Here is a 25,487-nt window from a genome sequence, read left to right as displayed (position 1 = left end):
CGTCAGAGCGGTCCGAGCACGCCCGCCGCGCTGGTCCTGCTTCCGCGCCCGCCGTCCCGCGCGCACCACCGCAGGCTCCCCGCACGGGCGGGTCGTCGCGGTCAGATCGTCGCGGTCAGGCCGTCACGGGTCCGGTCGCGGTCGTGCCGTCAGACGCAGCAGTGCCGTTTGACGCAGCCGGCCGTCAGACGCATCAGACGGCGATGGCCACCTCGGCGAGTCCACCGGTCTGGGCGACGACCGTACGGTCCGCCGTGGCACCCGGCACGAGGGCGCGGACGGTCCACGTCCCCTCGGCCGCGTAGAAGCGGAACTGTCCGGTCGCCGAGGTCGGGACCTCGGCGGTGAACTCACCGGTCGAGTCCAGCAGGCGCACGTAACCGGTGACGGGCTCGCCGTCACGGGTGACCTGGCCCTGGATGGTGGTCTCACCGGGCTTGATCGTCGAGGCGTCGGGGCCGCCGGCCTTTGCTCCACACATGTCTTCTTCTTGTCCTAACGCTCGGGGGAGGGCTGTGTGCCTGGGGCTTACTTGTTGGCGCCGAGCTCGATCGGCACGCCGACGAGGGAGCCGTACTCGGTCCAGGAGCCGTCGTAGTTCTTGACGTTCTCGACGCCGAGCAGCTCGTGCAGGACGAACCAGGTCAGCGCGGAGCGCTCACCGATGCGGCAGTACGCGATGGTGTCCTTCGCGAGGTCGACCTTCTCGTCGGCGTAGAGCGCCTTGAGTTCGTCGTCCGACTTGAAGGTGCCGTCGTCGTTGGCGTTCTTGGACCACGGGATGTTGCGCGCGCTCGGCACGTGGCCGGGGCGCTGCGACTGCTCCTGCGGCAGGTGCGCCGGCGCGAGCAGCTTGCCGCTGAACTCGTCGGGCGAACGGACGTCGACGAGGTTCTGCACGCCGATGGCGGCGACGACGTCGTCACGGAAGGCGCGGATGGAGGTGTCCTGGGCGTTGGCCTTGTACTCGGTGGCGGGGCGCTGCGGAACCTCGGCACCGTCCACCAGGTCGCGGGAGTCCAGCTCCCACTTCTTACGGCCGCCGTCGAGGAGCTTCACGTCCTGGTGGCCGTAGAGCTTGAAGTACCAGTAGGCGTAGGACGCGAACCAGTTGTTGTTGCCGCCGTAGAGGACCACGGTGTCGTCGTTGGCGATGCCCTTGTCGGACAGCAGCTTCTCGAAGCCGGCCTGGTCGACGAAGTCGCGGCGGACCGGGTCCTGGAGGTCCTTCTGCCAGTCGATGCGGACGGCGTTCTTGATGTGGTTCTTGTCGTACGCCGACGTGTCCTCGTCGACCTCCACGACGACGACCTTCGGGTCGTCGAGGCGGGCCTCGACCCAGTCGGCGTCTACCAGGACGTCGCTGCGGCTCATGCTGTTTCTCCTCCGGGGCAGTGTGCGGCGGGTGGTGCGCGAGGGTGGTGCGGATACGCCTCAGGGGGCGTGCGGCACGGGGGTGGCCCTGGGCCGGTGTCGGCTCGCAGGAAGGGCCTGGGGAATGCGGAAGTCGCAATTCCGCTCAGAAGGAGCGACAGAGCATGGCGGCGACGCGGCACAGGTCTACTGCCCGCCGCTTCGTGAGGTCCGCCTGTCGCTTCATGCGTCCGATCGTAAGGACGAGTCGGTGGCTCTGTCACCGGCGTGTCGCATTTTGAGACGCGATCGTCCGGAAGGTGAGATGGATTGTGGGTCGAGTGGCCCACCCGTCGGCTCGCGCACAGCGGTACGAGGGAAGGCATCTACAGAACGGACGCACTCGTCTCACTATTCGGCCATGCTGGCCGGACCGCGATGCTTTGCGGCTTTCCCGAGGTGGTCATCCGAGTCCGTGCAGCCTCCGGACGGTCGTGGAACGGCCCGGGAACCAGCATGGACCGCCCGCGCACGGTCCCCGTCCGGCCGCGCGCACGCTCCCCGTCCGGCCGTCAGCCCGCTAGCGGAACGTTCCTGCCCTCCAGCGAGACGGCGATTCCGTCCGGACCCGCTTCGACCTTCTGCAACGTCATGCCGGCCGGCAGACCGCTGATCTCCCGATCGAAGTCCGTCCTCTGACGGATCATGTCCTCGAGACCGGGTATGCCCTCGCCGGGAACCTCGTCGGCCCGCACCCGGATCGTGTCACCGTTCACCAGGCTGACGGTCGACACCACGCTGCGCGACAGCGGGCGGCCGAGGATGCTCACCGTTCCGGTGACCTTGATCTTCCCCTTGTCCCCGTACGTGAGGACGACGTCCTCGCCCGACGCCTTCGTGAGGTCGGGGTACGTGATGTGGACGGTGCCCGTCGCGGTCGCGGCGGTGGCGCGGGAGTAGTTGTCCTCGAGGCGGACGTCGTGCAGCGCCGCGGACATCTCGCTGATGACGAGCTTGTGGCCGTTCGCGCTGGTCGAGATGTCGTGGACGTTGACGTCGACGCGCTCCAGTTCCTTGCCGGCGACCTGGGTGAGGAACGGGAAGCCCTGGATCGACACGTCGGTCGTGCCGGACAGGCCCTGACGCGCCTTGATCTTGTCCGCTACCTCCGACTCGGCGTAGTTGAGCAGCAGCCGGTCGGCGATGGCGAACAGCCCGCCGAGGATGACGACGATGATCAGCAATGTTCGCAGTGCGCGCATGCTCGGTGTTCCCCCACCCCTGGTCCGGCCTTCCGGGGATCGGAACGGCCTGAATGATCGACGTCCGGCACCCATTCGTTGGTTCCCGATGGAGGCCGAGGCCCTCGGCTACGGAGGGCGTCGACAGTCCCGCGGCCGCTCAGACCAGGGCGCGCCCGAGCAGGTAGACGACGGGTGCGGCAGCGGTGAGCGGCAGCGCGATGCCCGCGGTCATGTGGACGAAGCGCGAGGGGTAGTCGTAGCTGGCCACGTGCAGACCGACGAGCGCACAGGCCCCGGCGCCGAGTGCCAGCAACGTGCCGCCACCCGCACCGCTGCCGGTGGCCTGCGCCACCAGGTATCCGGCACCCGCAGCCGCGAGCAGGCCCGCGCCGATGGATGCGGGGGCCGGGAGCGGCAGGGCGCGCACGAGCGCTGCGACGGCCACGGCGGCAGCGCCGATGGCGACCGCGTCCGGTGCGGCGGCGAGGTAGCCGGCGGCGACGATGGTCAGTGCTGCCGAGGCGACCGTGGCCATCAGGCCGTACATCCGCTCGTCCGCGCCCGCGCGGCTGCGCAGTTGGAGGACAAGCGTGAGGAGCACCCAGACGCCGAGCGTGCCGATGAGGGCGGCGGGCGCGTGGTCCCGACCGGCGGCGATGAGCGCGACGTCCGCGGCGACTCCCCCGGCGAAGGCGAGGGCGATGCCCTGGCGGGCGGGCCACATGCCGTTGAGCCGGAACCACCCTGCGGCCGTGAGCGCCTGGAGCAGGACCAGCGGGCCGAGGAGCAGGTAGGGGGAAACGGGGGCCGCGGCTGCGAGCGCCAGGCCGATCACGCTGGTGAGCCCGGCGGGCTGGATGCCCGGCGGGATGATCGGGGAGCGCCCTTCGGCTCGGGCGCGCTGTGCGTCGGCGATGCGTGTGTTGCCCATGGTGGTGGGCGCGTTGTAGGCGGGCTCCGCCGTCGTCAGGGGCTGCCGGGTCGCTTGGGGCTCATGAGTCATGGCGGCGGCGGGCACCTCGGGGGGCAGTGGGTAGGACCCGGAGGGGGTGCTCGTCGGCAGGTGAGCGGTTCCTGCGGCGGACGGCGACGGGTGCGGGGCGGACGGGTGCGACGGACCTGGAGCGGACGGGTGCGGGGCAGACGCGTGTGGACTGGGAGCCCATGTGTCCGGAGCACGTGTGTCCGGAGCCCGTGTGTCCGGAACCGACGCGTCCGGAGCCCGTGTTCCCGTAGCCCACGCGTCGGGGGCGACCGCGGGCGGAGTCGATGCGTAGGGGGCGGATGCGTACGGATCCGGGGGGTGGGCGGCCTGGGATTGGTACGCGTGTGGTGGGTGGTGAGGGTGATGCGGCCGGCTCGGTGCGGGCGGCGGCACCTGTTGCCCCTCCGGAACGTACCCCGGCTGAACGGGACCGGCATGACCGGGCTCCCCGTGGCCGGGACCGACCTGGCCGGGCGCCGGCGGTGCGTACCGCGGCTGGGCGGTTCCGGGCTGTGGACGCTCGTGCGGTGCGGTCCGGGGGGCCACGGGCTGGTAGTGGGTGTCCCACGTCTCGCCCTCCCACGTCTGGGCGGCGCCGGGGTCCTGGTGGCCCTGGTGGCCCTGCCCGTGCGGGTCGTACGGGTCGTACGGGTGCTGCTGGTCGCTGCTCATGACGTGTGGTTCACCCTCCTGCGAACGGCGGGAGCACCTCGACCGTGCCGCCCTCGGCAAGCCGTACCGTCTCATGGGCGCGGCTCCCGACCGGGTCACCGTCCACGAGGAACGAACACCTCTGGAGTACGCGCACGAGCTCACCCGGGTGCCTCCCACGGGCGGCGTCCAGCGCCTCGGCCAGGTTCTCCGCCGCGTACGGCTCCTCTGCCACTCCGGCGGCGGCCTTCGCCGCGGCCCAGTAGCGGATGGTCCCCGCTGCCATGCCCGCACTCCTTTCATCGGCTCGTCGGCTACCCATCATGGGCTATGCGCGGACGAGCCAGTCCGCGAGCCGGTCGAGCAGCTCGTCGTCCGCCGCGTTCTCCGCGTGGCCCATGCCCGGCTCGAGCCAGAGCTCGCAGGGCCCGGCTCCGGCCAACATGCGCGGGTGGTCCAGCGGGAAGTACGGGTCACGGTCGCCGTGCACGATCAGCAACGGGGTCGGGGCGATGAACGGGACCGCCTGGACCGGGGAGAGGGGGACCGGGTCCCAGGCCCTGTGGTGGATGCGGGTGCCGAGGCCGTACCTTCCGACGAGGCGCCCGGCGCGGCGTGTGACCACCCAGTGGAGCCGTCGCATGGAGGGCGTACCCCGGTAGTACCAGCGCGCGGGCGCACTCACGGCGGCTACGGCGTCAGTGTGCACATCCTGTGCACCAATGCGCCCCTCCCGGCTTCCGACGCCCTCCGTCCTCCCCGTGCCCCCCTGGCTTTCCGCATCGCCGGAACTCCCTCCATCGCCCGCAGCGCCCGTCTCACCTGCCGATTTGCCTGCCGAACCATCTGCCGAGCCGGGCGGTGCGGGACTCCCCGCTGCGCTCGCCGCGGTGCGCGCGTCATCCCCGCCGCCGTACAGCGCCGCGTGCCGGAGGACCACCGATCCGCCCATGGAGAAGCCGACGGTCACGACGCGCCGATAGCCCAGGGAGCGGGCCCAGGCGACCGCTGCGGCCAGGTCCAGGACCTCGCGGTCGCCCACGGTGGAGCGTCCCCCGGACCTCCCGTGGCCGCGGAAGGAGAACGTGACGACACCCGCGTGCGCTGCGAAGACCCGGGCCGCCCTCCGGACGGAGGGCTTGTCCACCGCCCCGGTGAAGCCGTGGGCGACGACGATCGCCGTCCTGCCGGGGCCTGCGTCGGTACCGCCCGGTACACCGCCGGCAGCGCCGCGCGTGCAGGGGTCGTGACGCGCTTCGATCGTCACGCCGTCGGAGGTGCGGAGGATTGCGCTCCTGTGTCCGGGAGTGAGCGAGGAAACGTCCACACTGTGAAATCGGCCCTCCGGTGCGGAACTCATGTGGGTTATTCTGCTTGGCAGAGGATCCGGGCAACGCAGCCCCCGGGTCCTTTTGTGTTTCCTGTCCGTTGTTACAGGCAGGTGAACGTGATGATCGCGGGCCCCAGGGCGCGGGGACCGCGGACGGGACGAAGCAGTGCCGCAGACGCCCCCACCGCCCTCGGGCGTGGGTGGTGCCCCTCTCGCAGGGACCGAGGAGGAACCGACGTTATGGGCGAGCGAACCGTGCACGACCGAAGGACGACGACCCTGGCAGGTGGGGTCCGATGAGCTCTCTGCTGCTCCTCACCAACGCCCTCCAGCCGTCGACGGAGGTGCTTCCCGCCCTCGGCCTGTTGCTGCACAACGTGCGGGTGGCCCCGGCGGAAGGCCCGGCACTGGTCGACACCCCGGGTGCCGACGTGATCCTGGTTGACGGCAGGCGCGACCTTCCTCAGGTCCGCAGCCTCTGTCAGCTGCTCCGCTCCACCGGGCCCGGCTGTCCGCTGCTCCTCGTCGTCACGGAGGGCGGTCTGGCGGCCGTCACCGCCGACTGGGGCGTCGACGACGTGCTCCTCGACACGGCGGGTCCCGCCGAGGTGGAGGCCCGACTGCGGCTGGCCATGGGCCGTCAGCAGATCAGCGCCGACGATTCCCCGATGGAGATCCGCAACGGTGACCTGTCGGTCGACGAGGCGACCTACAGCGCGAAGCTGAAGGGCCGGGTCCTCGACCTGACCTTCAAGGAGTTCGAGCTGCTCAAGTATCTGGCGCAGCACCCCGGCCGGGTCTTCACCCGTGCCCAGCTGCTGCAGGAGGTCTGGGGCTACGACTACTTCGGCGGTACCCGCACGGTCGACGTGCACGTTCGGCGGTTGCGCGCCAAGCTCGGCCCGGAGCACGAGTCCCTGATCGGCACGGTACGGAACGTCGGCTACCGCTTCGTCACGCCGGAGAAGGCGGAGCGCGCGGCGGACGAGGCCGCGGCGAAGGCGAGTGCCTCTTCGCGGGACGCCTCCCCTCGGACGGACGGGGCTGCGGCCGAGGACGAAGAGATCGTCGAAGCGGGCGTACGACCTGCCCAGAGGTAGGTCACCACGCGTAGACTGCGCGCGTGGCCAAGGTGACGCGGGACGACGTTGCGCGACTGGCGGGTACATCGACCGCTGTCGTCAGTTACGTCATCAACAACGGACCCCGGCCGGTCGCCCCGGCCACGCGCGAGCGGGTACTCGCCGCGATCAAGGAGCTGGGCTACCGGCCCGATCGCGTCGCGCAGGCGATGGCGTCGCGGCGGACCGATCTCATAGGCATGATCGTCCCGGATGCCCGGCAGCCGTTCTTCGCGGAGATGGCGCACGCGGTGGAACGGGCCGCGGCCGATCGCGGGAAGATGGTCCTCGTCGGCAATTCGGACTACCGCGACGAGCGGGAGGTCCACTACCTGCGCGCCTTCCTCGGTATGCGCGTCGCCGGGCTGATCCTGGTCAGCCAGGGTCCGAGCGAGCGCGCGGCGGCCGAGATCGAGGCGTGGGACGCCCGGGTGGTGCTGCTGCACGAGCGGCCCGAGGCGATCGACGACGTGGCGGTCGTGACGGACGACATCGGCGGCGCGCAGCTCGCCACCCGCCATCTGTTGGAGCACGGACACCCGTACGTCGCCTGTCTCGGCGGTGTGGAGGAGACCCCGGCGGTGGGTGACCCGGTGGCCGATCACGTCGAGGGGTGGCGGCGGGCAATGCTGGAGTCCGGACGTTCGACGGACGGCCGATTGTTCGAGGCCCCGTACAACCGTTACGACGCCTACCGCCTCGCGCTGAAGCTCCTCTCCGGTCCCGATCGGCCGCCGGCCATCTTCTGCGCCACCGACGACCAGGCGATCGGCGTGCTGCGGGCGGCCCGCGAGCTGCGCATAGACGTGCCCGGGGAGTTGGCGGTGGCGGGCTTCGACGACGTGAAGGAAGCGGCCCTGACGGACCCGCCGCTGACCACGGTCGCCTCGGACCGGCCGGCGATGGCGCGCGCGGCGGTGGACCTGGTCCTCGACGACGGGCTGAGGGTCGTGGGTTCCCGGCGGGAGCGGGTGAAGCAGTTCCCCTCGGCACTGATCGTCCGGCGTTCGTGCGGCTGCGGTTCGTAGCCGGTCCGGTGCCCTCCGTCGTGCCGGCTCCTCGACCCCGCGCGGTTCGGGGCGGTACCGGCTGACCGACGCGCCGTGGGCGCGGGCCGGCCCCGGGTGGGGCGTGACCCGACCCCGTGCGGCGCGGCTTCGACGGCTTCCGGGTCCACGGGTCCGACGGCGTCCTGGGCCGCGGGCCGACGACGTGCGGCAGCGGCTCGGTGTCCCGGCTTCCCCCTATCCCCCGCGGCCCCGTGCACGAACGGCTCACCTCGCGCCCCGACCGCTGGCGGGCCTCTTCCTTTCCCCGTCGGACGCCGTACGGGCCGTGCCCCAACGCGTCGGGCACGTGTGTCGCCGCATCCCCCGTCCCCGTGACGCACCGCCCTTATATGGGGCATACACGGTTCTGTCGGGCTTCTCAGCCCGTCCTCAGCCCATTCTCATATGGGTCTCCGAGAGTCAGCACCATGACGGACTACTACCGCGACGGCGGCAATGAGGGCACGCACACCCACCAGTACCCGTACACGGGATTCAACGACGGCGGATACCCCTCGCCGCCCCCGCACGCCCCGTCCGCGACTCCGGCGCACGCGGCGCCGGCCCCCCGCGCCAAGCGCTCCGTCGCGCTGCTCGCGGCGGTCGCGATCGCCGCAGCGGCCGTCGGCGGTGGCGCCGCGACGCTGGTAGAGCGGCTCACCGGGGATGCCGCCGGCCCCTCCGGGACTGCCGTCAACGGGACCACCGTCTCGCAGAGCAGCAAGGGGACGGTGGCCGGTGTCGCCCAGGCCGTCTCCCCGAGCATCGTGGAGATCCAGGCCACCACCACCGCGGGACGCTCCACCGGATCCGGCGTGATCATCACGTCGGACGGGGAGATCGTCACCAACAACCACGTCGTCGCCGGTGCTGACACCATCACCGTGCGGCTCAGTGACGGCAAGACGTACGCGGCCGACGTCGTGGGCACCGATGCCGACAAGGACCTCGCGCTGATCAAGCTGAAGGGCGCGAAGGGGCTGAAGGCCGCCGCGCTCGGCGACTCTGACGGGCTCAAGGTCGGAGACCAGGTCGTGGCGATCGGTTCGCCCGAAGGTCTCACCGGCACGGTCACCAGCGGCATCGTCTCCGCGCTCGACCGGGACGTCACGGTCGCCAAGGACGAGGGCCGGCAGCCCCGGCAGGATCCGCGGCAGGGCTGGCCGTTCGAGTTCGGTGGTCAGCAGTTCAACGGGGACACCGGTGATTCCAAGACAACGTACAAGGCGATCCAGACCGATGCCTCGCTCAATCCGGGCAACTCGGGCGGTGCGCTCATCAACATGAACGGGGAGATCATCGGCATCAACTCAGCCATGTACGCGCCGAGTTCGAACGGCGGGTCGTCCGCGGGCAGCGTGGGCCTCGGTTTCGCGATCCCGGTCAACACCGTGAAGGCCGACCTGGAGTCCCTCCGCTCCGGCTCCTCCGCCTGAACCGTGCAAGGCTGGCCCCATGACGACAGCCCCTGGTGACGACGGCCGCGACCGCATCCTCATCGTCGACGACGAGCCCGCCGTGCGCGAGGCGCTCCAGCGCAGTCTCGCGTTCGAGGGGTACGGCACCGAGGTCGCGGCCGACGGTGTCGAGGCGCTGGCCAAGGTCGCTTCGTACGATCCGCATCTGGTCGTCCTCGACGTCCAGATGCCGCGCATGGACGGACTGACGGCCGCCCGCCGCATCCGTTCGGCCGGCTCCACGCTACCGATCCTGATGCTCACCGCGCGGGACACCGTCGGGGACCGGGTCACCGGCCTCGACGCGGGGGCCGACGACTACCTGGTGAAGCCGTTCGAGCTGGACGAGCTCTTCGCTCGGATCAGGGCGTTGCTGCGGCGCAGCGGGTACGGGGCGGCGACCGACGCCACGGAGGGGCCCGGGGACGTGTTGTCCTTCGCCGACCTGCGGATGGACCAGGCGACCCGCGAGGTGACCCGCGGTGCGCGACGCGTGGAGCTGACCCGTACCGAGTTCACGCTGCTGGAGCTGTTCCTGCAGCATCCCCGGCAGGTGCTGACCCGGGAGCAGATCCTGAAGACCGTGTGGGGGTTCGACTTCGAACCCAGCTCCAACTCGCTGGACGTGTACGTGATGTACCTGCGCCGCAAGACGGAGGCGGGGGGCGAACCCCGGCTGGTCCACACGGTCCGCGGGGTCGGCTACGCGTTGCGGGAGGGGTCGCCGGAGTGATCGGCAGGTTCCAGGCACTCCCGCTGCGGTCGAGACTGGCGTTGCTGACGGCGACCGCGGTGGCCGCCGCGGTGGCTGCGGTGGCCGTCGCGTGCTGGCTGCTGGCCAGGGCGCAGCTGCGTCAGGAGCTGGACACGACGCTGGAGAAGCTGACCGCCCCGGCCAATGAGGTGCTCGCCGCCTGGAGCGCCTGTCAGGGCGGGCGCCCGAAGCCCTCCGGCGTGGGCAAGGCGTTCGCGTACGTCCAGATCGTTTCGGCGGACGGCACGCGCTGTGTGGTGGGGTACTCGGAGCCCGTGAGGGTGCAGCCGGAGGACGTCGCCGTGGCACGGGGCCTGACGCGCCAGGTCCTGCACGGCAGCACGACGGACGTCGGTGACGACGTGCGGGTGAACACCCAGCGCATGCAGGTCCGGGGGGTGGAGTTCACGGTGTCGGTGGCCCGCCCGCTGAACGAGATCGACAGCGCTCTGGACCGGCTCGCCCTGTTGCTGACCGGACTTGCCGGTGCGGGTGTCGTGGCCGCCGGCGCGGCCGGGCTGTGGGTGGCGCGTACCGGGCTGAAGCCGGTGGACCGGCTCACCGAGGCCGTGGAGCACGTGGCCCGCACGGAGGACCTGACCGTGCGGATCCCGGTGGACGGCGAGGACGAGATCGCCCGGCTGTCGCTTTCGTTCAACCAGATGACGGCGGCGCTCGCGTCGTCCCGGGACCGGCAGGCGCAGCTGATCGCCGACGCGGGGCACGAGCTGCGGACCCCCCTGACCTCGCTACGGACGAACATCGAGCTGCTGGCCCGTAGCGAGCAGACGGGCAGGGCGCTGCCGTCGGAGGACCGGGCGGCGTTGCTGGCGTCGGTGAAGGCACAGATGACGGAGCTGGCGGCGCTGATCGGTGACCTTCAGGAGCTGTCGCGGCCGGACAGCGCTGCGCCGGGCCAGGTCCGGGTCGTCGCGCTGCACGACGTGGCGCGGACGGCGCTGGAGCGGGCACGGCTGCGCGGCCCGGAGCTGACGATCAGCGCCGAACTGCGACCCTGGTACGTACGGGCCGAGCCGGCGGCACTGGAGCGGGCACTGGTCAACGTGCTGGACAACGCGGTGAAGTTCTCCCCGCCGCGCGGTTCGGTCGAGGTGCTGCTGGACCGGGGTGTGCTGACGGTCCGCGACCACGGTCCCGGAGTGGCGCCGGAGGAGCTGCCGCACGTCTTCGAGCGGTTCTGGCGGTCCCCGTCGGCACGCGCGCTGCCCGGTTCGGGCCTCGGTCTGTCGATCGTGGCCCGGACCGTGCAGCAGGCGGGCGGGGAGGTCGAGCTGCGGCCCGCGGAGGGCGGTGGCACGGTCGCGGTGGTCAGGCTGCCCGGGGCGCCGACGGCACCGCCGGATCCGTCGTCAGTTGTGCCGGATGAGGGAGTCGACCAGTCCTGAGCGGGTGTTCGGGTAGTCCAGCGGCACGATGCCGAGGCCCTTCCAGTCGCTCGCCTCGCCGTCGAGGAAGGAGTGGACGCGGGGGTTGAGCCGGTCGGAGTTCCAGCGCGGCGGCAGGTAGGCCGAGGTGCTGACGAAGTTGACGTAGAGCTTGCCGGGCTGGGCCACGGCCTTGCGGAAGTGGGCTTCTACCTTGGGGTACTTGGCGCCGGGTTCGGCGTTCCAGTCGTCCTGGACGTCGAAGACGGCGGCGTCGCTCCAGTGGACGCCGGGCAGTCCGCCGTTGTCCGCGATGAGGACGACCGTGCCGCGTGCGCGTCCGAGCGGTGGGAGGGTGCCGTCGATGTGGAAGAGCGGGCGCCAGCCGCGGCGGTCGAGGTAGTCGTCGAAGATGCTCCGGAAGGTGGCGTCGCTCTCGCCGGAGTACTCCTGCTTCACCCGCATGAGGATGGTCTCGCCGGGGTGGCTGGAGAGGAAGTCGCGACAGGCGATGAGGACGTCGCCGAACATCATTCTCTGGTAGAAGGCGCCGTGGTGGATGGCGAAGGAGCCGCCGGTGACCCGGCAGCGCACGTCGAGGAAGCGGATTCCGGAGGTCAACTGGGCGGCGACGGTGGTGTTCTGGCACTCGGTCCAGAGCCCGCCGAAGCGGGCGCCCGAGTCGTGCGTGCCGGGGATGGTCAGTGTCGCGAGTGCTCTGGCGCCGTCGATGCCGCTCATCCAGTCCTGGGGGGCGAGCGGGGTGCGGCGCTGCGCGGCGAGTGCGGGACGGCCGGTGAAGGTGGTGGCGGACGCTGCGACGGCGCCCGCCAGGAATCCTCGTCTGGTCAGGGACATGTGCACGTCTCCTCAGTCGGCCTCCGCGGTGTGGGGACCGCGGTCGGCCACCGGATGATGCCAGACATGCCCATGACATGGCAGTCTCCTGGGCGGAACGCGACGGACACGGAACGCGGCACACGCGGCACACGGCACACGGCAGGCACACACGGAACGCGGCACACACGGCGAAGGGCGGTGGGCCACCGTGGACCCACCGCCCTCCTGCCGGCTCGACTGCCGGCTCGACTGCCGTGCCCGACGCGTTACTTGACGACCGTGATCCGGTCCGCGACCGGCGGCGCAAGCGGAGCGCTCGCGCTGGAGTGCGCGGCCAGGTAGGCGTTCAGGGCTTCCAGGTCGGAGGCACCGACCAGCTTGTTCTTGCTCTCCTTCAGCACGGCGAAACCGTCGCCACCGCCCGCCAGGAACTCGTTCATCGCGACCCGGTAGGTCTTCGCCGGGTCGATCGCCTCACCGTTCAGCTTCACCGAGGAGACCACGATCCGGTCGGCACCGGTCTTGGTCATGTCGAGGGTGTAGGTGAAGCCCTTCGACACCTGGAGGATCTTCGGCGCGGCCTCGTTCGATCCGCTGACCTGCTGCTGGAGGGCAGTGATCAGCTGGGCACCGGTCAGGTCGACGGCCGTCATCATGTTGGTGAACGGCTGCACGGTGAACGCCTCACCGTAGGTGACCACACCGTCGCCCTCGCTGCCGGACGCCTTGTGGACCAGGGGGGCACGGACGCCGCCCGGGTTCATCAGTGCGAGCTGCGCGCCGCCCTTGTCCGCCGGGGCCATGCCCTCCAGCTGCGCGTCCGCGATCAGGTCGCCGAGCGGCTTCTCGGCCGCATCGGCCGGATTGTCGATGTCGGCGGAGATGTAGCCGACGGGACGGTTCGCGACGGGGGCCGCGAGCGTGTTCCAGCGGTCGATCAGCCGGGTCATGTCCTGGGCCTTCGGGACGTCACGGGTGACGACGCGGTTGGCGGAGGCCACGGACGTGCGCACGATGTCCTTGGTGCGGCGGTCGTACGTGAGCGTGGTGTCGGTGTAGAGCCGGCCGAACGAGGCCGCGGACGTGACCATGCGCGGCTTGCCGGACGGGTCCGGGATGCTGCACACGTACGCCTGGTGGGTGTGCCCGGTGACCAGGGCGTCGACCTGCGGGCTCACGTGCTTGGCGATGTCGACGATCGGTCCGGAGATGCCGTCGCCGGGTCCGGGGCTGTCGCAGTTGTAGTTGTACGAGCCCGAGGCGGGCATGCCGCCCTCGTGGAGCAGGGCGACGATGGACTTGACGCCCTTGCGCTCCAGCACCTTCGTGTACTTGTTGATCGTCTCGACCTCGTCGCGGAACGCGAGGCCCTTGATGCCGTTCGCGTTGACGATGCCGGGCGTGCCCTCCAGGGTCACACCGATGAAGCCGATCTTGACGCCGTTCTTCTCCCAGATGAAGTACGGGTCGAGGATCGGACGACCGGTCTTCTCCTTGGTGACGTTGGCGGCGAGGTACGGGAAGTCCGCGCCGCGGAACCGCTTCGGCTTGCCCTTGGCCGTCTTCTCGAAGCAGCCCTCCGTGGGGTGGCAGCCGCCGTACTGCATGCGGGCCAGTTCCTTGGCGCCCTCGTCGAACTCGTGGTTGCCCACGGAAGTGACGTCCAGCTCCAGCTTGTTGAGCGCCTCGATGGTCGGCTCGTCGTGGAAGAGCCCGGAGAGCAGCGGGGAGGCGCCGACCATGTCGCCCGCGGCGGCCGTGATGGAGTACGGGTGCCCCTTGCGCGCGGTGCGCAGGTGGGTCGCCAGGTACTCGGCGCCACCCGCGTCGATGGTGCGGGTGGTGCCGTCCTCGTCGGTGTGCGTGACCCGTCCGGACGAGCCGGCCGGCGGCTGAAGGTTCCCGTGCAGGTCGTTGAAGGACAGCAGCTGCACGTCGACGGTACGACTGTGTCCGTAACCCCCGTGTCCGTGTCCGTGTCCGTGTCCGTTGCCGCGTTCGTGCGCCCCGGCGGGCATGGCGGCGACCAGTGCGCCGACGGTAGTCAATCCCGCGACGGCCGCGAGTGCGCGGCGGCGCTTCTGGTGCGATGTCGCTGACATCTGTCCCCTTGTCAGTTCAGCGTGACAACTGTGCTCAGCCGGGCAGCCTAGAGTCAACGCGCGTAGCGCGACAGGGGGTATCGGGTTACGACCTGGTTTCCGATCGGCTGCGGTCCGGCGCCGTACCCTCGTCATATGACTGACGCAGCCCCCGCCCTCGAGCCCGGCCGGCAGATCCAGACGCTCGACGAGCTCACTCCCGACCAGGCCGAAGACGTCCTCACCCTGCTGTCCGTGGCCGCTCGCGCCGACGGCATGCAGGCCGTGTCCGAGCAGGGGCGGTTGCAGCTGCGCCACGGACAGCGCGAGGGCGTGCGGCACTTCCTGCTCACGGTCGCCGGGGACCTCCGCGGCTACGCCCAGCTGGAGGACACCGACCCGGTGGAGGCACCGGCCGCCGAACTGGTCGTCCACCCGGGCCACCGCGGCCGGGGCCACGGCAGGGCCCTCGGCAACGCCCTGCTCGCCACGTCCGGCAAGCGGCTGCGGATGTGGGCGCACGGCGGCAAGTCCGCCGCCCGGCACCTCGCGCAGGTCCTCGGGCTGACGCTGTTCCGCGAACTTCGCCAGCTGCGCCGCCCCTTGGCTCCCCTCGACATCCCGGAGCCGACGCTTCCGGAAGGGGTCACGATCCGTACGTTCGTCCCCGGCCAGGACGACACCGCCTGGCTCGCGGTCAACGCGGCGGCCTTCGCCCACCACCCCGAGCAGGGGGCACTGACCCAGCGGGACCTCGACGACCGCAAGGGAGAGTCCTGGTTCGATCCCAAAGGCTTCTTCCTGGCCGAGCGGGCGGGCGAGATCATCGGCTTCCACTGGACGAAGGTCCACGCGGAGGACCAGCTCGGCGAGATCTACGTCCTCGGCATCCGCCCGGACGCGCAGGGCATCGGCCTCGGCCACGCCCTCACCGCGGTCGGCATGCGCCACCTGGCCGCCCAGGCCCTGCCGACGGCCATGCTGTACGTGGACGCGGACAACACGGCGGCCCTGCGGGTCTACGAGCGGCTCGGCTTCGTCACCCACGAGGTGGACCTGATGTACCGCACGGAGACGTGAGCTGACCGTCCACGGCACGAACGACAGGGGGCGGTTGACATCGCCCCCTCTCTTCCACCACCCTTTCACTACTTAATTAGTGAAAGGGTGGTGCGCGATCGAGTACCGGATCGACCGGCGCAGCGGGGTCGCCACCTATCTCCAGATCGTCCAGCAGACGAAACACGCCCTACGGCTCGGACTGCTGGAGCCCGGGGACCGATTGCCGACGGCCCGCGAGGTGGTGGAGGCGACCGCGATCAACCCCAACACCGTACTCAAGGCGTACCGGGAACTGGAACGCGAGGGGCTGGTGGAGGCACGTCGCGGCCTGGGGACCTTCGTACGCCGCACCCTGGGCGGGGTCGGCGCGGCCGACCACGCCGCCCTGCGCGCCGAGCTCGGCGCCTGGATGGCCCGCGCGGGGGCCGCCGGCCTGGAGAGAGACGACATCACGGCGCTCTTCGCCTCCGTGTTCGAAGAGCTGGAGCAGCCGGTGGAGCTGCACAAGGGGGACCGCGCATGACGACCACGGCCATAGAGGCCAGAGGACTAGACCACAGGTACGGCATACGCCGCGGACCCGTTCTCCACGACGTCTCCTTCCGACTACCCGCCGGTCGAATCTGCGCGCTGGTCGGGCCCAACGGCGCCGGCAAGTCCACCCTCCTCGCCCTCGCAGCCGGACTGCTGAGGCCGAGTGGGGGTACCGTGCGCGTGCTGGGCGGCGACCCGGCCTCCGTGCGGGAGCGGTTCGCGTACGTCGCCCAGGACAAGCCCCTCCACCCGCAGCTCAGCGTCCGGGACACCCTACGCCTGGGCCGTGAGCTCAACCGCGGCCGCTGGAACGCGGGGCTCGCCGAACGCGCCGTCGCCGACGGCGGCCTGGACCCGGGCGCCCGGATCCGCACCCTCTCCGGAGGACAGCGGACCTGTGTCTCCCTTGCTCTGGCCCTCGGCAAGCGCCCCGAACTGCTGCTGCTGGACGAACCGATGGCCGACATCGACCCGTTGTCCCGGCGCCGGCTGACGGGCCTCCTGATGGCCGACGCAGCCGAGCACGGCACCACCGTGGTGATCGCCTCGCACATCCTGTCCGAACTGGAAGCCACCTGCGACTACGTCCTGCTCGTCGACGGCGGTCGGGTCCGTCTCGGTGGTGAGACAGAGGACCTTCTGCTCGCACACACCCTCCTCACCGGCCCGGTCGCCGCACTGGACCCGCAGACCGTGGTCGAATCCCGTACGACGGGACGTCAGCTGACCGCGCTGATAAGGGGGCCCCACGCGGTGGGCGACGCCTGGCGGGCCGACCGGCCCTCTCTGGAGGAACTCCTCATGGCCCATCTGCGCAACCCCGACGCCCCGGCGTTGCTCACCCCGACCGCGGAGGTCCCGGCATGAACGCCCTCGCTGCCTTCCGGCCCCGCGGCCTCACCTGGGTAGCGCTGAGGGTGCACCGGAGTGCGCTGCTCGTGTGCCTGGGCCTCACACTCGGCGCGGCTGCGGGCCTGATCTGGTTGCACGGACTGGGACGGCAGGCTGCGGTGGAAAACCACTCCTGCGAGTGGCCCCCGCGCGACGGCACCCCCGCGTGCGAACCGCTCGATGCCTTCTCCAGCCCCGGCCACGACTTCACCCACCACATGAGCCTCGCCTCCACGGTGATCGCCTGGCTCCCGCTCGCGGTCGCGCTGTACGCGGGAGGCGTATTGATCGGCCGTGAGCTGGAACGCGGTACGGCCGCGCTGGCCTGGGCGCAGTCCGGCACCCCGGCCCGCTGGCTCGCCTCGAAGCTCCTGCCCGCCGCACTGCTGATCACCACCTGCATGACGCTGCTCTCGCTGCTCTACCGCTGGCCCCGGAGCGCGGGCGCGGACGCACTCGGGTCAGCGTGGTACGCCGACGAGGTCTTCCGGGCCCTCGGTCCCTCCGCGCAGGCCCATGCGCTGCTGGCCCTCGCAGCGGGCGCGTTCGCGGGCCTGGTCCTACGCCGCGCGCTGCCCGCGGCCGGGCTCGCTCTCGGGATCACCGCGAGCGCCGCCTTCCTGGCCGAGCGCTACCGGGAGCTGCTGTGGCCCGCGGCCCGGCGCACGGTCCTCGGCAGCTACCCGGGCATGCCCGGCAGCTGGTGGCAACTGGAGAGCGCGTGGGTGACCGGCACGGGGCAGCTCGTCACCGGCCCCTGCCGGGACGCGACGGGGGCGGTGATCAGGTGCCGCCCGCCCGGGGGCATCGCCGGGAGGTACGAGGTCTACCACCCCGCCTCGCACTTCTGGCCGCTGCAACTCGTCGAGTCCGGCCTCGTGCTCGCCACGGCGGCCCTGCTGACCGTGGCGGCCTTCCGGATGGTACGCCGCCGCCACGGTTGAACCGGCGCGGACGCCCGAATCCGTCCGCTCGACGCCGCGTTGCGCACCGCGGGGACCCCGCGATCACCCCCGGGGTCCCCGCCCCGATCCCCCGTACGTCATGTCGTCGTTACCGGGCATTCAGACATTCTTGCGACTCTCGGTGCATGCAGCCTGCTCTGCCTGCCTCCCCCAACGGCAGAATTCGCCTCGTACCGGCCGCCTCCAGCGCGCCCGAACACCCCTCCGCGCGGAAGAATGGGGTCATGAGTCAGCAGCCCGCCGAGGTCCCGGTCCAGCACGTCCAGCCGTCCGTCGGTTCCATAGCCGCGCACCGCCCGCACGCGGTCTCCGCCGCGGTGTCCGACCTCGAACCCGACCTCGACGCAGATGTCGATGCGTACGAGGACGACACGGAGGGCGCCGAGCTGCCTCCCGGCCGCTTCCTGGACCGTGAGCGCAGTTGGCTCGCGTTCAACGAACGGGTGCTGGAACTCGCCGAGGACCCCGCGACACCGCTCCTCGAACGGGCGAACTTCCTCGCGATCTTCGCCTCGAACCTGGACGAGTTCTTCATGGTCCGGGTGGCCGGACTCAAGCGACGCATCGCGACCGGCGTCGCCACCCGCTCCGCCTCCGGCCTGCAGCCCCGCGAGGTCCTGGAGCTGATCTGGAACCGCTCCCGCGAGCTCATGGCCCGGCACGCCGCCTGCTACCAGCAGGACGTCGCACCCGCCCTGGCCGACGCGGGCATCCACCTCATCCGCTGGCCCGAGCTCACCGAGAAGGAGCAGGCCCGCCTCTTCACCCTCTTCCGCCAGCAGATCTTCCCGGTGCTCACCCCCTTGGCGGTCGACCCCGCGCACCCGTTCCCGTACATCTCCGGGCTGTCGCTCAACCTCGCCGTGGTCGTGCGCAACCCGGTCAGCGGCCACCGCCACTTCGCCCGGGTCAAGGTGCCCCCGCTGCTGTCCCGCTTCCTGGAGGCCTCTCCGCAGCGCTACGTCCCCCTGGAGGACGTCATCGCAGCGCACCTGGAGGAGCTGTTCCCCGGCATGGAGGTGCTGGCGCACCACATGTTCCGGGTGACCAGGAACGAGGACCTGGAGGTCGAGGAGGACGACGCGGAGAACCTGCTCCAGGCCCTGGAGAAGGAGCTCCTGCGGCGCCGCTTCGGTCCTCCGGTGCGTCTGGAGGTCGAGGAGTCCATCGACCCGTACGTGCTGGACCTGCTGGTGCGCGAGCTGAAGATCTCCGAGTCCGAGGTCTACCCGCTGCCCGGGCCGCTCGACCTGACCGGCCTCTTCGGCATCGCGTCGCAGGACAGGCCGGAGCTGAAGTACCCGAAGTTCATCGCCGGCACGCACCGTGACCTCGCCGAGGTCGAGTCGGCGTCGGCGCCCGACATCTTCGCCGCCCTGCGTGAACGGGACGTGCTGCTGCACCACCCCTACGACTCGTTCTCGACCTCCGTCCAGGCCTTCCTGGAACAGGCAGCCGCCGACCCGGACGTCCTCGCGATCAAGCAGACCCTGTACCGGACCTCCGGAAAGTCACCGATCGTCGACGCACTGATCGACGCCGCCGAGTCCGGCAAGCAGGTCCTCGTCCTCGTCGAGATCAAGGCGCGTTTCGACGAGCAGGCCAACATCAAGTGGGCCCGCAAGCTCGAGGAGGCCGGCTGCCACGTGGTCTACGGACTGGTCGGCCTGAAGACCCACTGCAAGCTGTCGCTGGTGGTTCGCCAGGAGGGCGACATCCTGCGCCGCTACTCCCACGTCGGCACAGGCAACTACCACCCGAAGACCGCGCGGCTCTACGAGGACCTCGGTCTGCTCACCGCCGACCCGCAGGTCGGAGCCGACCTCTCCGACCTCTTCAACCGGCTGTCCGGCTATTCCCGGCGGGAGACCTACCGCAGGCTGCTGGTGGCACCCAAGTCGCTGCGCGACGGCCTGGTTTCCCGCATCAACAAGGAGGCGGCACACCACCGGGCGGGCCGCCCCGCGTACGTGCGCATCAAGGCCAACTCGATGGTCGACGAAGCGATCATCGACGCCTGCTACCGGGCGTCGCAGGCCGGTGTGCCGGTGGACGTCTGGGTGCGCGGCATCTGTGCGCTACGCCCCGGAGTACCGGGCCTCTCGGAGAACATCCGGGTCCGCTCCGTCCTGGGCCGCTTCCTGGAGCACTCCAGGGTGTTCGCCTTCGGCAACGGCGGCGAGCCGGAAGTGTGGTTCGGCAGCGCCGACATGATGCACCGCAACCTGGACCGGCGGATAGAGGCCCTCGTGCGGGTCACCGACCCGGCCCACCGCGCCGCGCTCAACCGCCTGCTGGAAACCGGCATGTCGGACTCCACGTCGTCCTGGCACCTCGGCCCGGACGGCGAGTGGACACGGCACGCGACCGATGCCGACGGCCAACCGCTGCGGCACGTACAGGAGATGCTCATCGATGCGCGGAGGCGCCGGCGTGCACAGCCCTGACCTTCCCCCGGTGCCGCGGGGGGCCGGTGCCGACCAGGTCCTGGCCCGGTACCTGCACCTGCAAGCGGGGGCCTTCCTGCGCAGTCTGCGGCTGCACGGGGAGAGCGGTGCGGCCGGCTCGGACGCGGAGGACGCCGTCGGAGCCCTCCGCTGCGCCGCCCGCCGCATCGGCGGCACCCTACACACCTTCCGCACGCTGCTCGACCCGACCTGGGCCGACCAGCTGCGCGCCGAACTCGCCTGGCTCTCCGGTGTCCTCGCCGAGGAGCACGCCTGCACCGCCCGATTGGCGCGGCTGCTCGACGCGCTGGCCCGGCTCTGCGGCGCCCACCCCGTCCCGGCGGCGCGGTCCGCCACCGGACGGCACGAGCCGCCGGGGGCCGGTGGGCCGCAGGACGGCCAGGGGCCGACCGGGCGCGGAGCACTCACCGTCGGGGCAGCGCGGGCGGCCGCCCTGCTGGAACGGCAGCTCACGCTCGGCCGCACCCGGGCCCACTCCACGGCGCTGCAGGTTCTCGGATCGTCCCGGTTCCACGCGGTCGCCGACGCCGTCGCCGTGCTGGCTTCCGAGGTGCCGTTGGCCTCGGCCGCCGCTGCTCCCGGCTGCGCCCTGGCGGGACCCGCCGGGACCGCCGAGGGTCGGCTCCTGGAGGCGGTCACCGCCCTGCCGCTCGCCCGGGCGGCCCACCCCTACAACGCGGAGGCGCTGGTCCACGGACTGGCCAACGCCTCCGCGGGCGAGGCCCAGGACGCGCCCTGGCACCAGGTCCGGCTGCTCCTGCGGCTGCACCGGTACGCACGGGAGGTGCTGGCCGCGGGGGACGGCACGGCTGCCGCCGATCCCCGGCTGAACACCGCGAGCCGCGCCCTGGACCGGCATCGGAACGCCGCCGAGGCCGCGGCTGCCGCCGCATCGGCGGCCCGCACCCCGCGTATCGCCCCGGCGACCGCCTACGCCCTCGGTGTGCTCCACGCCGACCAGCGACTCGAGGTGGAGGCCGCCCGCTTCGACTTCCAGCAGGCCTGGCAGGACGTCCCGCCCCCGTCCGGCGGACCGAAGAGCCGGCAGACGGTGAGCGCGCCGTGAACCCCCCGGGTCCCGTTCTCGCCGCAGGCTGCGTGCTGTGGCGGCGTTCCCCGTCCGGGGACGGCGGCATCGAGGTCTGTCTTGTCCACCGCCCCCGGTACGACGACTGGTCGCATCCCAAGGGCAAGCTGAAACGCGGGGAGGACGCCCTTGCCGGTGCCCTCCGCGAGGTGCTGGAGGAGACGGGCCACCGAGCCACGCCCGGGGCGGCCCTCCCGACCGTCCACTACGTCGTCGCGGGCAGACCCAAGCAGGTCAGCTACTGGGCGGCGGAAGCGGAGGAGCCCGGGGCGTTCGTCCCGGGTGACGAGGTCGACCGGATCGTCTGGCTGGCTCCGCCCGAGGCCCGCGACCGGCTCACCGAGCCACGCGACCGGGATCTGCTGCACGCCCTGGTGAAGACGCTCGCACGGCGCTGAGCGTTTGCCGGCCGTGCCTGGGGCGGGCAGTCCCGGCGGCGCCCGCGGCACTCACGGGCGGCCACCCGCCGATGCTCGGCAGAGCCGACGCGGACGACCGGTCGCCGGCACTCGACAGGGAACATTCCGCCCATGTGTCGTTCAATGGACACCATACGTCGTCCATTCGCTCCTCCCACCCGTGTACCGCCGGGGTGAGGGCCGCCTGCTCCGGACGCGACAGCCGCTCACCGGCGTACGCTCCGGGCGCACGGCGTCAGCCACTGTGCCCCGGCTGCCGACCCAGGTCACGCACTGATAAAGGCGGCACTCCACTGTCCAGCAGGGTTCACCTTCCGTTTACCGTCCCCCGTCGGCGGCTTCACCTGTTCTGCCTAATTTCTGGCTTACACGGTGACCGGCACAGTGCCGCACCGCCCACCGCGACGCACGCCGCCGTAGATGTCGAGGACGACAAGGTTCCTCGCCGACCGGCGGCTCCTGGAAGGAACACCCGAAAGTGAAGCTTCAGCGCAAGAACGGGCTTCGCGCCACCGCGCTCGGTGCCCTCGCCGTCTCCGGTGCCCTGGTCCTCACGGCGTGTGGCTCGGACGACAACGCAGGCGGCACCAGCGGCACCGGCTCGAAGACGAGCGCCGCCTCCAACATCAAGTGCGACGGCGCCAAGGGCCAGCTCCTGGCATCCGGTTCCAGCGCCCAGAAGAACGCCATGGACCTGTGGGTCAAGAACTACATGGCCGCCTGCACCGGCGTGGAGGTCAACTACAAGTCGTCCTCCTCGGGTGAGGGCATCGTGGCCTTCAACCAGGGCACGGTCGGCTTCGCCGGCTCCGACTCGGCACTCAAGCCCGAAGAGGTCGCCGAGTCGAAGAAGGTCTGCAAGGGCGGCCAGGGCATCAACCTGCCCATGGTCGGCGGTCCGATCGCCGTCGGCTACAACCTCCCCGGCGTCGACAAGCTCGTCCTCGACGCGCCGACCGTTGCCAAGATCTTCGACACGAAGATCAAGAAGTGGAACGACCCGGCGATCGCCAAGCTGAACCCGGGGGCCAAGCTCCCGGACAAGGCCATCCAGGCCTTCCACCGCTCCGAGGACTCCGGCACCACCGCGAACCTCGGCAAGTACCTCGGCAAGGCCGCGCCGAACGACTGGAAGTACGAGGCGGAGAAGAAGTGGCCCGCCCCCGGCGGCCAGGCTGCCCAGGGCTCTTCCGGCGTCGCGGCCCAGGTGAAGCAGGTCGAGGGTGCCATCGGCTACTTCGAGCTCTCCTATGCCAAGTCGCAGTCCATCCCCACGGTCAGCGTCGCCACCGGCGCCGCCGCCCCGGTCGACGCCACCTCCGAGAACGCCTCGAAGGCCATCGCCGCCGCCAAGATCAAGGGCACCGGCAAGGACCTGGCTCTCGACCTCGACTACACCACCAAGGCCGACGGCGCCTACCCGCTCGTCCTGGTGACGTACGAGGTCGTCTGCGACACGGGCAACAAGGCCGAGACCCTGGGTACGGTCAAGTCCTTCCTGAACTACGCCGCCTCAGCCGACGGGCAGAAGCTCCTCGGCGACGCGGGCTACGCCCCCATCCCGACCGAGATCAACGCCAAGGTCCGACAGACCGTCGACAGCCTGAGCTGAGACCAGCGTCAGCAAGGGCGGACGGCCGGCCCGGAGCACCCTTCCGGGCCGGCCTCCCCCGCCACCTCCGGTGCACCGCCGCCAGGGGAGCCGCACACCCGCGGGCTTCCCCCACCCAGACCGGAAAGATCATGGCTTCCACCACACCCATAGAGACACCGCCGGCCGGCCCGGCCGCTGCCCGCCGCGGCACGTCCACGGGCCGCGCGGGCGACCGAATCTTCCTCGGCCTCTCCCGGGGCTCAGGCATCCTGCTGCTGGTGATCATGGCGTCGATCGCCGTGTTCCTCAGCTACCGTGCCGCGATCGCCATCTCCCAGGACGAGGGCAACTTCCTCACGACCTTCGACTGGAACCCGGCGGGCAACCCGCCGGTCTTCGGCATCGCCGTCCTGCTCTTCGGCACGATCGTCAGCTCGATCATCGCGATGGCCATCGCCGTGCCGATCGCCGTCGGCATCGCGCTCTTCATCTCCCACTACGCGCCCCGCAAGGTCGCCGCCCCCCTCGCCTACGTCGTCGACCTGCTCGCCGCCGTGCCGTCGATCATCTACGGCATCTGGGGAGCCCTCTTCCTGGTCCCGTATCTGGAGGGGCTGAACCTCTGGCTCGACGAGTACCTGGGCTGGACCTACGTCTTCGAGAAGACCGAGGTCGGCGTCGCCCGCTCGCTCTTCACCGTCGGCATCCTGCTCGCGATCATGATCCTGCCGATCGTGACCAGCGTCAGCCGTGAGGTCTTCCTGCAGGTCCCGCGAATGAACGAGGAAGCCGCGCTCGCACTCGGCGCCACCCGCTGGGAGGTCATCCGCCTCTCGGTGCTCCCCTTCGGCCGCTCCGGCGTCATCTCCGCCTCGATGCTGGGCCTCGGCCGGGCGCTCGGCGAGACGATGGCCGTCGCCACCGTGCTGTCCCCGAGCTTCGTCATCTCCCTGCACATCCTGAACCCGGGCGGCGGGACGTTCGCCCAGAACATCGCCGCCAAGTTCGACGAGGCGAACGAATTCGGGCGGGACGCACTGATCGCCTCGGGTCTCGTCCTCTTCGTCCTCACCCTGCTGGTCAACGGCGCCGCACGACTGATCATCGCGCGCCGCAAGGAGTACTCGGGGGCGAACGCCTGATGAGCCACGCAACCCTCCAGGACGCCCGTCCCGCAGCACCCCGCGGCGCGGCGCTCAGCCGCCGCGGACTCCCCCGCTGGGCCCAGCCCGCCATCGCCGCCCTCTCGGCCGCGCTCGGAGTCGGCATCGGGCTGGTCGCCGGCTGGGAAAGCCGGGTCCAGTGGGGCCTGATCGCGGCCCTGCTCTTCGTGATCATCTCCTACGCCACCACCTCGGTGGTCGAGAACCGTCGCCAGGCCAAGGACCGCCTCGCCACCAGCATCGTCTGGGTGTGCTTCGTCCTCGCCGTCGTCCCGCTGCTCTCGCTGATCTGGGTCACCGTGAGCCGTGGCGTGAAGGCACTCAGCGGCTACTTCCTCACCCACTCGATGGCCGGGGTCCCCGGCTTCGAGCCCGGCGGCGGCGTCTACCACGCCATCCTCGGCACACTGGAACAGGTCGCGCTCGCGACCCTGATGGCAGCACCCATCGGCCTGCTGACGGCCGTCTACCTCGTCGAGTACGGCAAGGGCGCACTGGCCCGGGCCGTCACCTTCTTCGTCGACGTCATGACGGGCATCCCGTCCATCGTCGCCGGCCTGTTCATCCTCTCGATCATGCTGATGGCCGGCCTCTCCCCGTCCGGTCTCATGGGCTCGCTGGCCCTGGCGATCCTGATGATCCCGGTCGTCGTCCGCTCCACCGAGGAGATGCTCAAGCTCGTGCCGAACGAGCTGCGCGAGGCGTCCCTCGCCCTCGGCGTCCCCAAGTGGCGCACGATCACCAAGGTGGTCATCCCGACCGCGGTCGGTGGAATCACCACCGGTGTGATGCTGGCCATCGCCCGCATCGCCGGAGAAACCGCCCCGATCATGCTGCTCGTCTTCGGCAGCCAGCTGATCAACGCCAACCCGTTCGAAGGCGCCCAGTCCTCGCTCCCCTTCTACATCTGGGAGCAGTACAAGGTCGGCAGTGAGGCGTCGTACGACCGCGCCTGGTCCGCCGCCCTCGTGCTCATCGCCTTCGTCATGATCCTCAACCTGGTGGCCCGCGGCATCGCCCGCTGGAAGGCCCCGAAGACCGGCCGCTGACCGCG

General features: G+C 70.9%; 24 protein-coding genes. 15 read left to right on the top strand and 9 right to left on the bottom strand.

From position 1 onward, the window contains the following. Nucleotides 1-193: 193 nt before the first annotated feature. From ACFXOM_RS20990 to ACFXOM_RS20960, 7 genes are all read right to left on the bottom strand, one after another. Nucleotides 194-481 carry a DUF1416 domain-containing protein gene (locus tag ACFXOM_RS20990; RefSeq protein ID WP_266770873.1) on the bottom strand — a complete coding sequence of 96 codons (288 nt, stop codon included), beginning with the start codon at nt 479-481 and terminating at the stop codon, nt 194-196. A gap of 47 nt (nt 482-528) precedes the next feature. Continuing rightward, a complete protein-coding gene (locus ACFXOM_RS20985; protein ID WP_384936716.1) occupies nt 529-1,374 on the bottom strand; it encodes a sulfurtransferase in 846 nt (281 codons plus the stop codon). A 145-nt stretch (nt 1,375-1,519) separates the two neighbouring features. Further along, nucleotides 1,520-1,600 carry a putative leader peptide gene (locus ACFXOM_RS20980; protein ID WP_351515640.1) on the bottom strand — a complete coding sequence of 27 codons (81 nt, stop codon included), beginning with the start codon at nt 1,598-1,600 and terminating at the stop codon, nt 1,520-1,522. A gap of 325 nt (nt 1,601-1,925) precedes the next feature. Beyond that, on the bottom strand, nt 1,926-2,615 hold the full coding sequence (locus ACFXOM_RS20975) for a DUF2993 domain-containing protein (RefSeq protein ID WP_384936713.1): 690 nt from the start codon (nt 2,613-2,615) through the stop codon (nt 1,926-1,928). Nucleotides 2,616-2,754: 139 nt separating this feature from the next. Continuing rightward, the gene (locus tag ACFXOM_RS20970) at nt 2,755-3,600 is read right to left on the bottom strand and encodes a hypothetical protein (protein WP_385038749.1); all 846 of its coding nucleotides are present in this window, start codon (nt 3,598-3,600) and stop codon (nt 2,755-2,757) included. A 664-nt stretch (nt 3,601-4,264) separates the two neighbouring features. Continuing rightward, nucleotides 4,265-4,519, bottom strand: coding sequence for a MoaD/ThiS family protein (locus tag ACFXOM_RS20965; RefSeq protein ID WP_384936707.1), 255 nt, complete (start codon nt 4,517-4,519; stop codon nt 4,265-4,267). Between the two features lie 42 nt (nt 4,520-4,561). Next, nucleotides 4,562-5,593, bottom strand: a complete 1,032-nt coding sequence (locus tag ACFXOM_RS20960; protein ID WP_385038747.1) for an alpha/beta hydrolase — start codon at nt 5,591-5,593, stop codon at nt 4,562-4,564. A 266-nt stretch (nt 5,594-5,859) separates the two neighbouring features. Here ACFXOM_RS20960 and ACFXOM_RS20955 point away from each other — a divergent pair, with 266 nt between their 5' ends. From ACFXOM_RS20955 to ACFXOM_RS20935, 5 genes are all read left to right on the top strand, one after another. Beyond that, the gene (locus ACFXOM_RS20955) at nt 5,860-6,663 is read left to right on the top strand and encodes a response regulator transcription factor (protein WP_384936701.1); all 804 of its coding nucleotides are present in this window, start codon (nt 5,860-5,862) and stop codon (nt 6,661-6,663) included. A 23-nt stretch (nt 6,664-6,686) separates the two neighbouring features. Beyond that, a complete protein-coding gene (locus ACFXOM_RS20950; protein WP_384936698.1) occupies nt 6,687-7,712 on the top strand; it encodes a LacI family DNA-binding transcriptional regulator in 1,026 nt (341 codons plus the stop codon). A gap of 449 nt (nt 7,713-8,161) precedes the next feature. Continuing rightward, complete coding sequence (locus ACFXOM_RS20945) at nt 8,162-9,169, top strand: S1C family serine protease (RefSeq protein ID WP_384936695.1); 1,008 nt, start codon at nt 8,162-8,164, stop codon at nt 9,167-9,169. Between the two features lie 19 nt (nt 9,170-9,188). Continuing rightward, nucleotides 9,189-9,923, top strand: a complete 735-nt coding sequence (locus ACFXOM_RS20940; protein ID WP_384936692.1) for a response regulator transcription factor — start codon at nt 9,189-9,191, stop codon at nt 9,921-9,923. Beyond that, a complete protein-coding gene (locus ACFXOM_RS20935; RefSeq protein WP_384936689.1) occupies nt 9,920-11,350 on the top strand; it encodes a sensor histidine kinase in 1,431 nt (476 codons plus the stop codon). The genes ACFXOM_RS20940 and ACFXOM_RS20935 overlap by 4 nt, the downstream gene beginning before the upstream one ends. On the opposite strand, the gene ACFXOM_RS20930 is transcribed toward ACFXOM_RS20935, so the two are convergent. Further along, on the bottom strand, nt 11,315-12,187 hold the full coding sequence (locus ACFXOM_RS20930; RefSeq protein WP_384936686.1) for a phosphatidylinositol-specific phospholipase C: 873 nt from the start codon (nt 12,185-12,187) through the stop codon (nt 11,315-11,317). The genes ACFXOM_RS20935 and ACFXOM_RS20930 overlap by 36 nt on opposite strands. 248 nt (nt 12,188-12,435) lie before the next feature. Then, nucleotides 12,436-14,271, bottom strand: coding sequence for a bifunctional metallophosphatase/5'-nucleotidase (locus ACFXOM_RS20925; protein WP_385038744.1), 1,836 nt, complete (start codon nt 14,269-14,271; stop codon nt 12,436-12,438). A 135-nt stretch (nt 14,272-14,406) separates the two neighbouring features. Between ACFXOM_RS20925 and mshD the strand changes: the two genes are divergently transcribed. From mshD to pstA, 10 genes are all read left to right on the top strand, one after another. After that, nucleotides 14,407-15,330, top strand: coding sequence for a mycothiol synthase (mshD, locus tag ACFXOM_RS20920; RefSeq protein WP_384936680.1), 924 nt, complete (start codon nt 14,407-14,409; stop codon nt 15,328-15,330). Between the two features lie 79 nt (nt 15,331-15,409). Next, nucleotides 15,410-15,835: a GntR family transcriptional regulator gene (locus ACFXOM_RS20915; protein ID WP_385038741.1), complete on the top strand. Its 426-nt coding sequence runs from the start codon at nt 15,410-15,412 to the stop codon at nt 15,833-15,835. Continuing rightward, the gene (locus tag ACFXOM_RS20910; protein WP_385038738.1) at nt 15,832-16,713 is read left to right on the top strand and encodes an ABC transporter ATP-binding protein; all 882 of its coding nucleotides are present in this window, start codon (nt 15,832-15,834) and stop codon (nt 16,711-16,713) included. Before ACFXOM_RS20915 ends, ACFXOM_RS20910 begins: the two co-directional genes overlap by 4 nt. Next, nucleotides 16,710-17,681, top strand: a complete 972-nt coding sequence (locus ACFXOM_RS20905) for a hypothetical protein (protein ID WP_385038735.1) — start codon at nt 16,710-16,712, stop codon at nt 17,679-17,681. Before ACFXOM_RS20910 ends, ACFXOM_RS20905 begins: the two co-directional genes overlap by 4 nt. Before the next feature lie 245 nt (nt 17,682-17,926). After that, nucleotides 17,927-20,149 (top strand): RNA degradosome polyphosphate kinase, encoded by a 2,223-nt coding sequence (locus ACFXOM_RS20900; RefSeq protein ID WP_384936669.1) that lies wholly within the window; start codon nt 17,927-17,929, stop codon nt 20,147-20,149. Next, entirely contained in the window at nt 20,136-21,236 is a 1,101-nt protein-coding gene (locus tag ACFXOM_RS20895) for a CHAD domain-containing protein (RefSeq protein ID WP_384936667.1), read from the top strand. The genes ACFXOM_RS20900 and ACFXOM_RS20895 overlap by 14 nt, the downstream gene beginning before the upstream one ends. After that, nucleotides 21,233-21,655 carry an NUDIX hydrolase gene (locus tag ACFXOM_RS20890; RefSeq protein ID WP_384936664.1) on the top strand — a complete coding sequence of 141 codons (423 nt, stop codon included), beginning with the start codon at nt 21,233-21,235 and terminating at the stop codon, nt 21,653-21,655. Before ACFXOM_RS20895 ends, ACFXOM_RS20890 begins: the two co-directional genes overlap by 4 nt. Nucleotides 21,656-22,154: 499 nt before the next feature. Beyond that, nucleotides 22,155-23,288, top strand: coding sequence for a phosphate ABC transporter substrate-binding protein PstS (gene pstS, locus ACFXOM_RS20885; protein WP_384936661.1), 1,134 nt, complete (start codon nt 22,155-22,157; stop codon nt 23,286-23,288). Nucleotides 23,289-23,419: 131 nt separating this feature from the next. Further along, the gene (pstC, locus tag ACFXOM_RS20880) at nt 23,420-24,412 is read left to right on the top strand and encodes a phosphate ABC transporter permease subunit PstC (RefSeq protein WP_384936658.1); all 993 of its coding nucleotides are present in this window, start codon (nt 23,420-23,422) and stop codon (nt 24,410-24,412) included. Then, nucleotides 24,412-25,482: a phosphate ABC transporter permease PstA gene (pstA, locus tag ACFXOM_RS20875; protein ID WP_384936656.1), complete on the top strand. Its 1,071-nt coding sequence runs from the start codon at nt 24,412-24,414 to the stop codon at nt 25,480-25,482. The genes pstC and pstA overlap by 1 nt, the downstream gene beginning before the upstream one ends. Nucleotides 25,483-25,487: the final 5 nt, after the last annotated feature.

Origin of the sequence: Streptomyces sp. NPDC059169 (genome assembly GCF_042755225.1) — a bacterium.
Lineage (GTDB): Bacteria > Actinomycetota > Actinomycetes > Streptomycetales > Streptomycetaceae > Streptomyces.
The sequence above is the reverse complement of the archived record's forward strand: the minus strand, read 5'-3'. Positions and strand labels throughout refer to the sequence as shown.

Coding starts and splice junctions, on each gene's coding strand:
- ACFXOM_RS20925 (WP_385038744.1), bottom strand. CDS start 14,271: ATGTCAGCGACATCGCACCAGAAGCGCCGCCGCGCACTCGCGGCCGTC.
- mshD (WP_384936680.1), top strand. CDS start 14,407: ATGACTGACGCAGCCCCCGCCCTCGAGCCCGGCCGGCAGATCCAGACG.
- ACFXOM_RS20980 (WP_351515640.1), bottom strand. CDS start 1,600: ATGAAGCGACAGGCGGACCTCACGAAGCGGCGGGCAGTAGACCTGTGC.
- ACFXOM_RS20940 (WP_384936692.1), top strand. CDS start 9,189: ATGACGACAGCCCCTGGTGACGACGGCCGCGACCGCATCCTCATCGTC.
- ACFXOM_RS20990 (WP_266770873.1), bottom strand. CDS start 481: ATGTGTGGAGCAAAGGCCGGCGGCCCCGACGCCTCGACGATCAAGCCC.
- ACFXOM_RS20965 (WP_384936707.1), bottom strand. CDS start 4,519: ATGGCAGCGGGGACCATCCGCTACTGGGCCGCGGCGAAGGCCGCCGCC.
- ACFXOM_RS20900 (WP_384936669.1), top strand. CDS start 17,927: ATGAGTCAGCAGCCCGCCGAGGTCCCGGTCCAGCACGTCCAGCCGTCC.
- ACFXOM_RS20985 (WP_384936716.1), bottom strand. CDS start 1,374: ATGAGCCGCAGCGACGTCCTGGTAGACGCCGACTGGGTCGAGGCCCGC.
- ACFXOM_RS20945 (WP_384936695.1), top strand. CDS start 8,162: ATGACGGACTACTACCGCGACGGCGGCAATGAGGGCACGCACACCCAC.
- ACFXOM_RS20930 (WP_384936686.1), bottom strand. CDS start 12,187: ATGTCCCTGACCAGACGAGGATTCCTGGCGGGCGCCGTCGCAGCGTCC.
- ACFXOM_RS20955 (WP_384936701.1), top strand. CDS start 5,860: ATGAGCTCTCTGCTGCTCCTCACCAACGCCCTCCAGCCGTCGACGGAG.
- ACFXOM_RS20975 (WP_384936713.1), bottom strand. CDS start 2,615: ATGCGCGCACTGCGAACATTGCTGATCATCGTCGTCATCCTCGGCGGG.
- ACFXOM_RS20910 (WP_385038738.1), top strand. CDS start 15,832: ATGACGACCACGGCCATAGAGGCCAGAGGACTAGACCACAGGTACGGC.
- ACFXOM_RS20905 (WP_385038735.1), top strand. CDS start 16,710: ATGAACGCCCTCGCTGCCTTCCGGCCCCGCGGCCTCACCTGGGTAGCG.
- pstC (WP_384936658.1), top strand. CDS start 23,420: ATGGCTTCCACCACACCCATAGAGACACCGCCGGCCGGCCCGGCCGCT.
- ACFXOM_RS20970 (WP_385038749.1), bottom strand. CDS start 3,600: ATGACTCATGAGCCCCAAGCGACCCGGCAGCCCCTGACGACGGCGGAG.
- ACFXOM_RS20960 (WP_385038747.1), bottom strand. CDS start 5,593: ATGAGTTCCGCACCGGAGGGCCGATTTCACAGTGTGGACGTTTCCTCG.
- pstA (WP_384936656.1), top strand. CDS start 24,412: ATGAGCCACGCAACCCTCCAGGACGCCCGTCCCGCAGCACCCCGCGGC.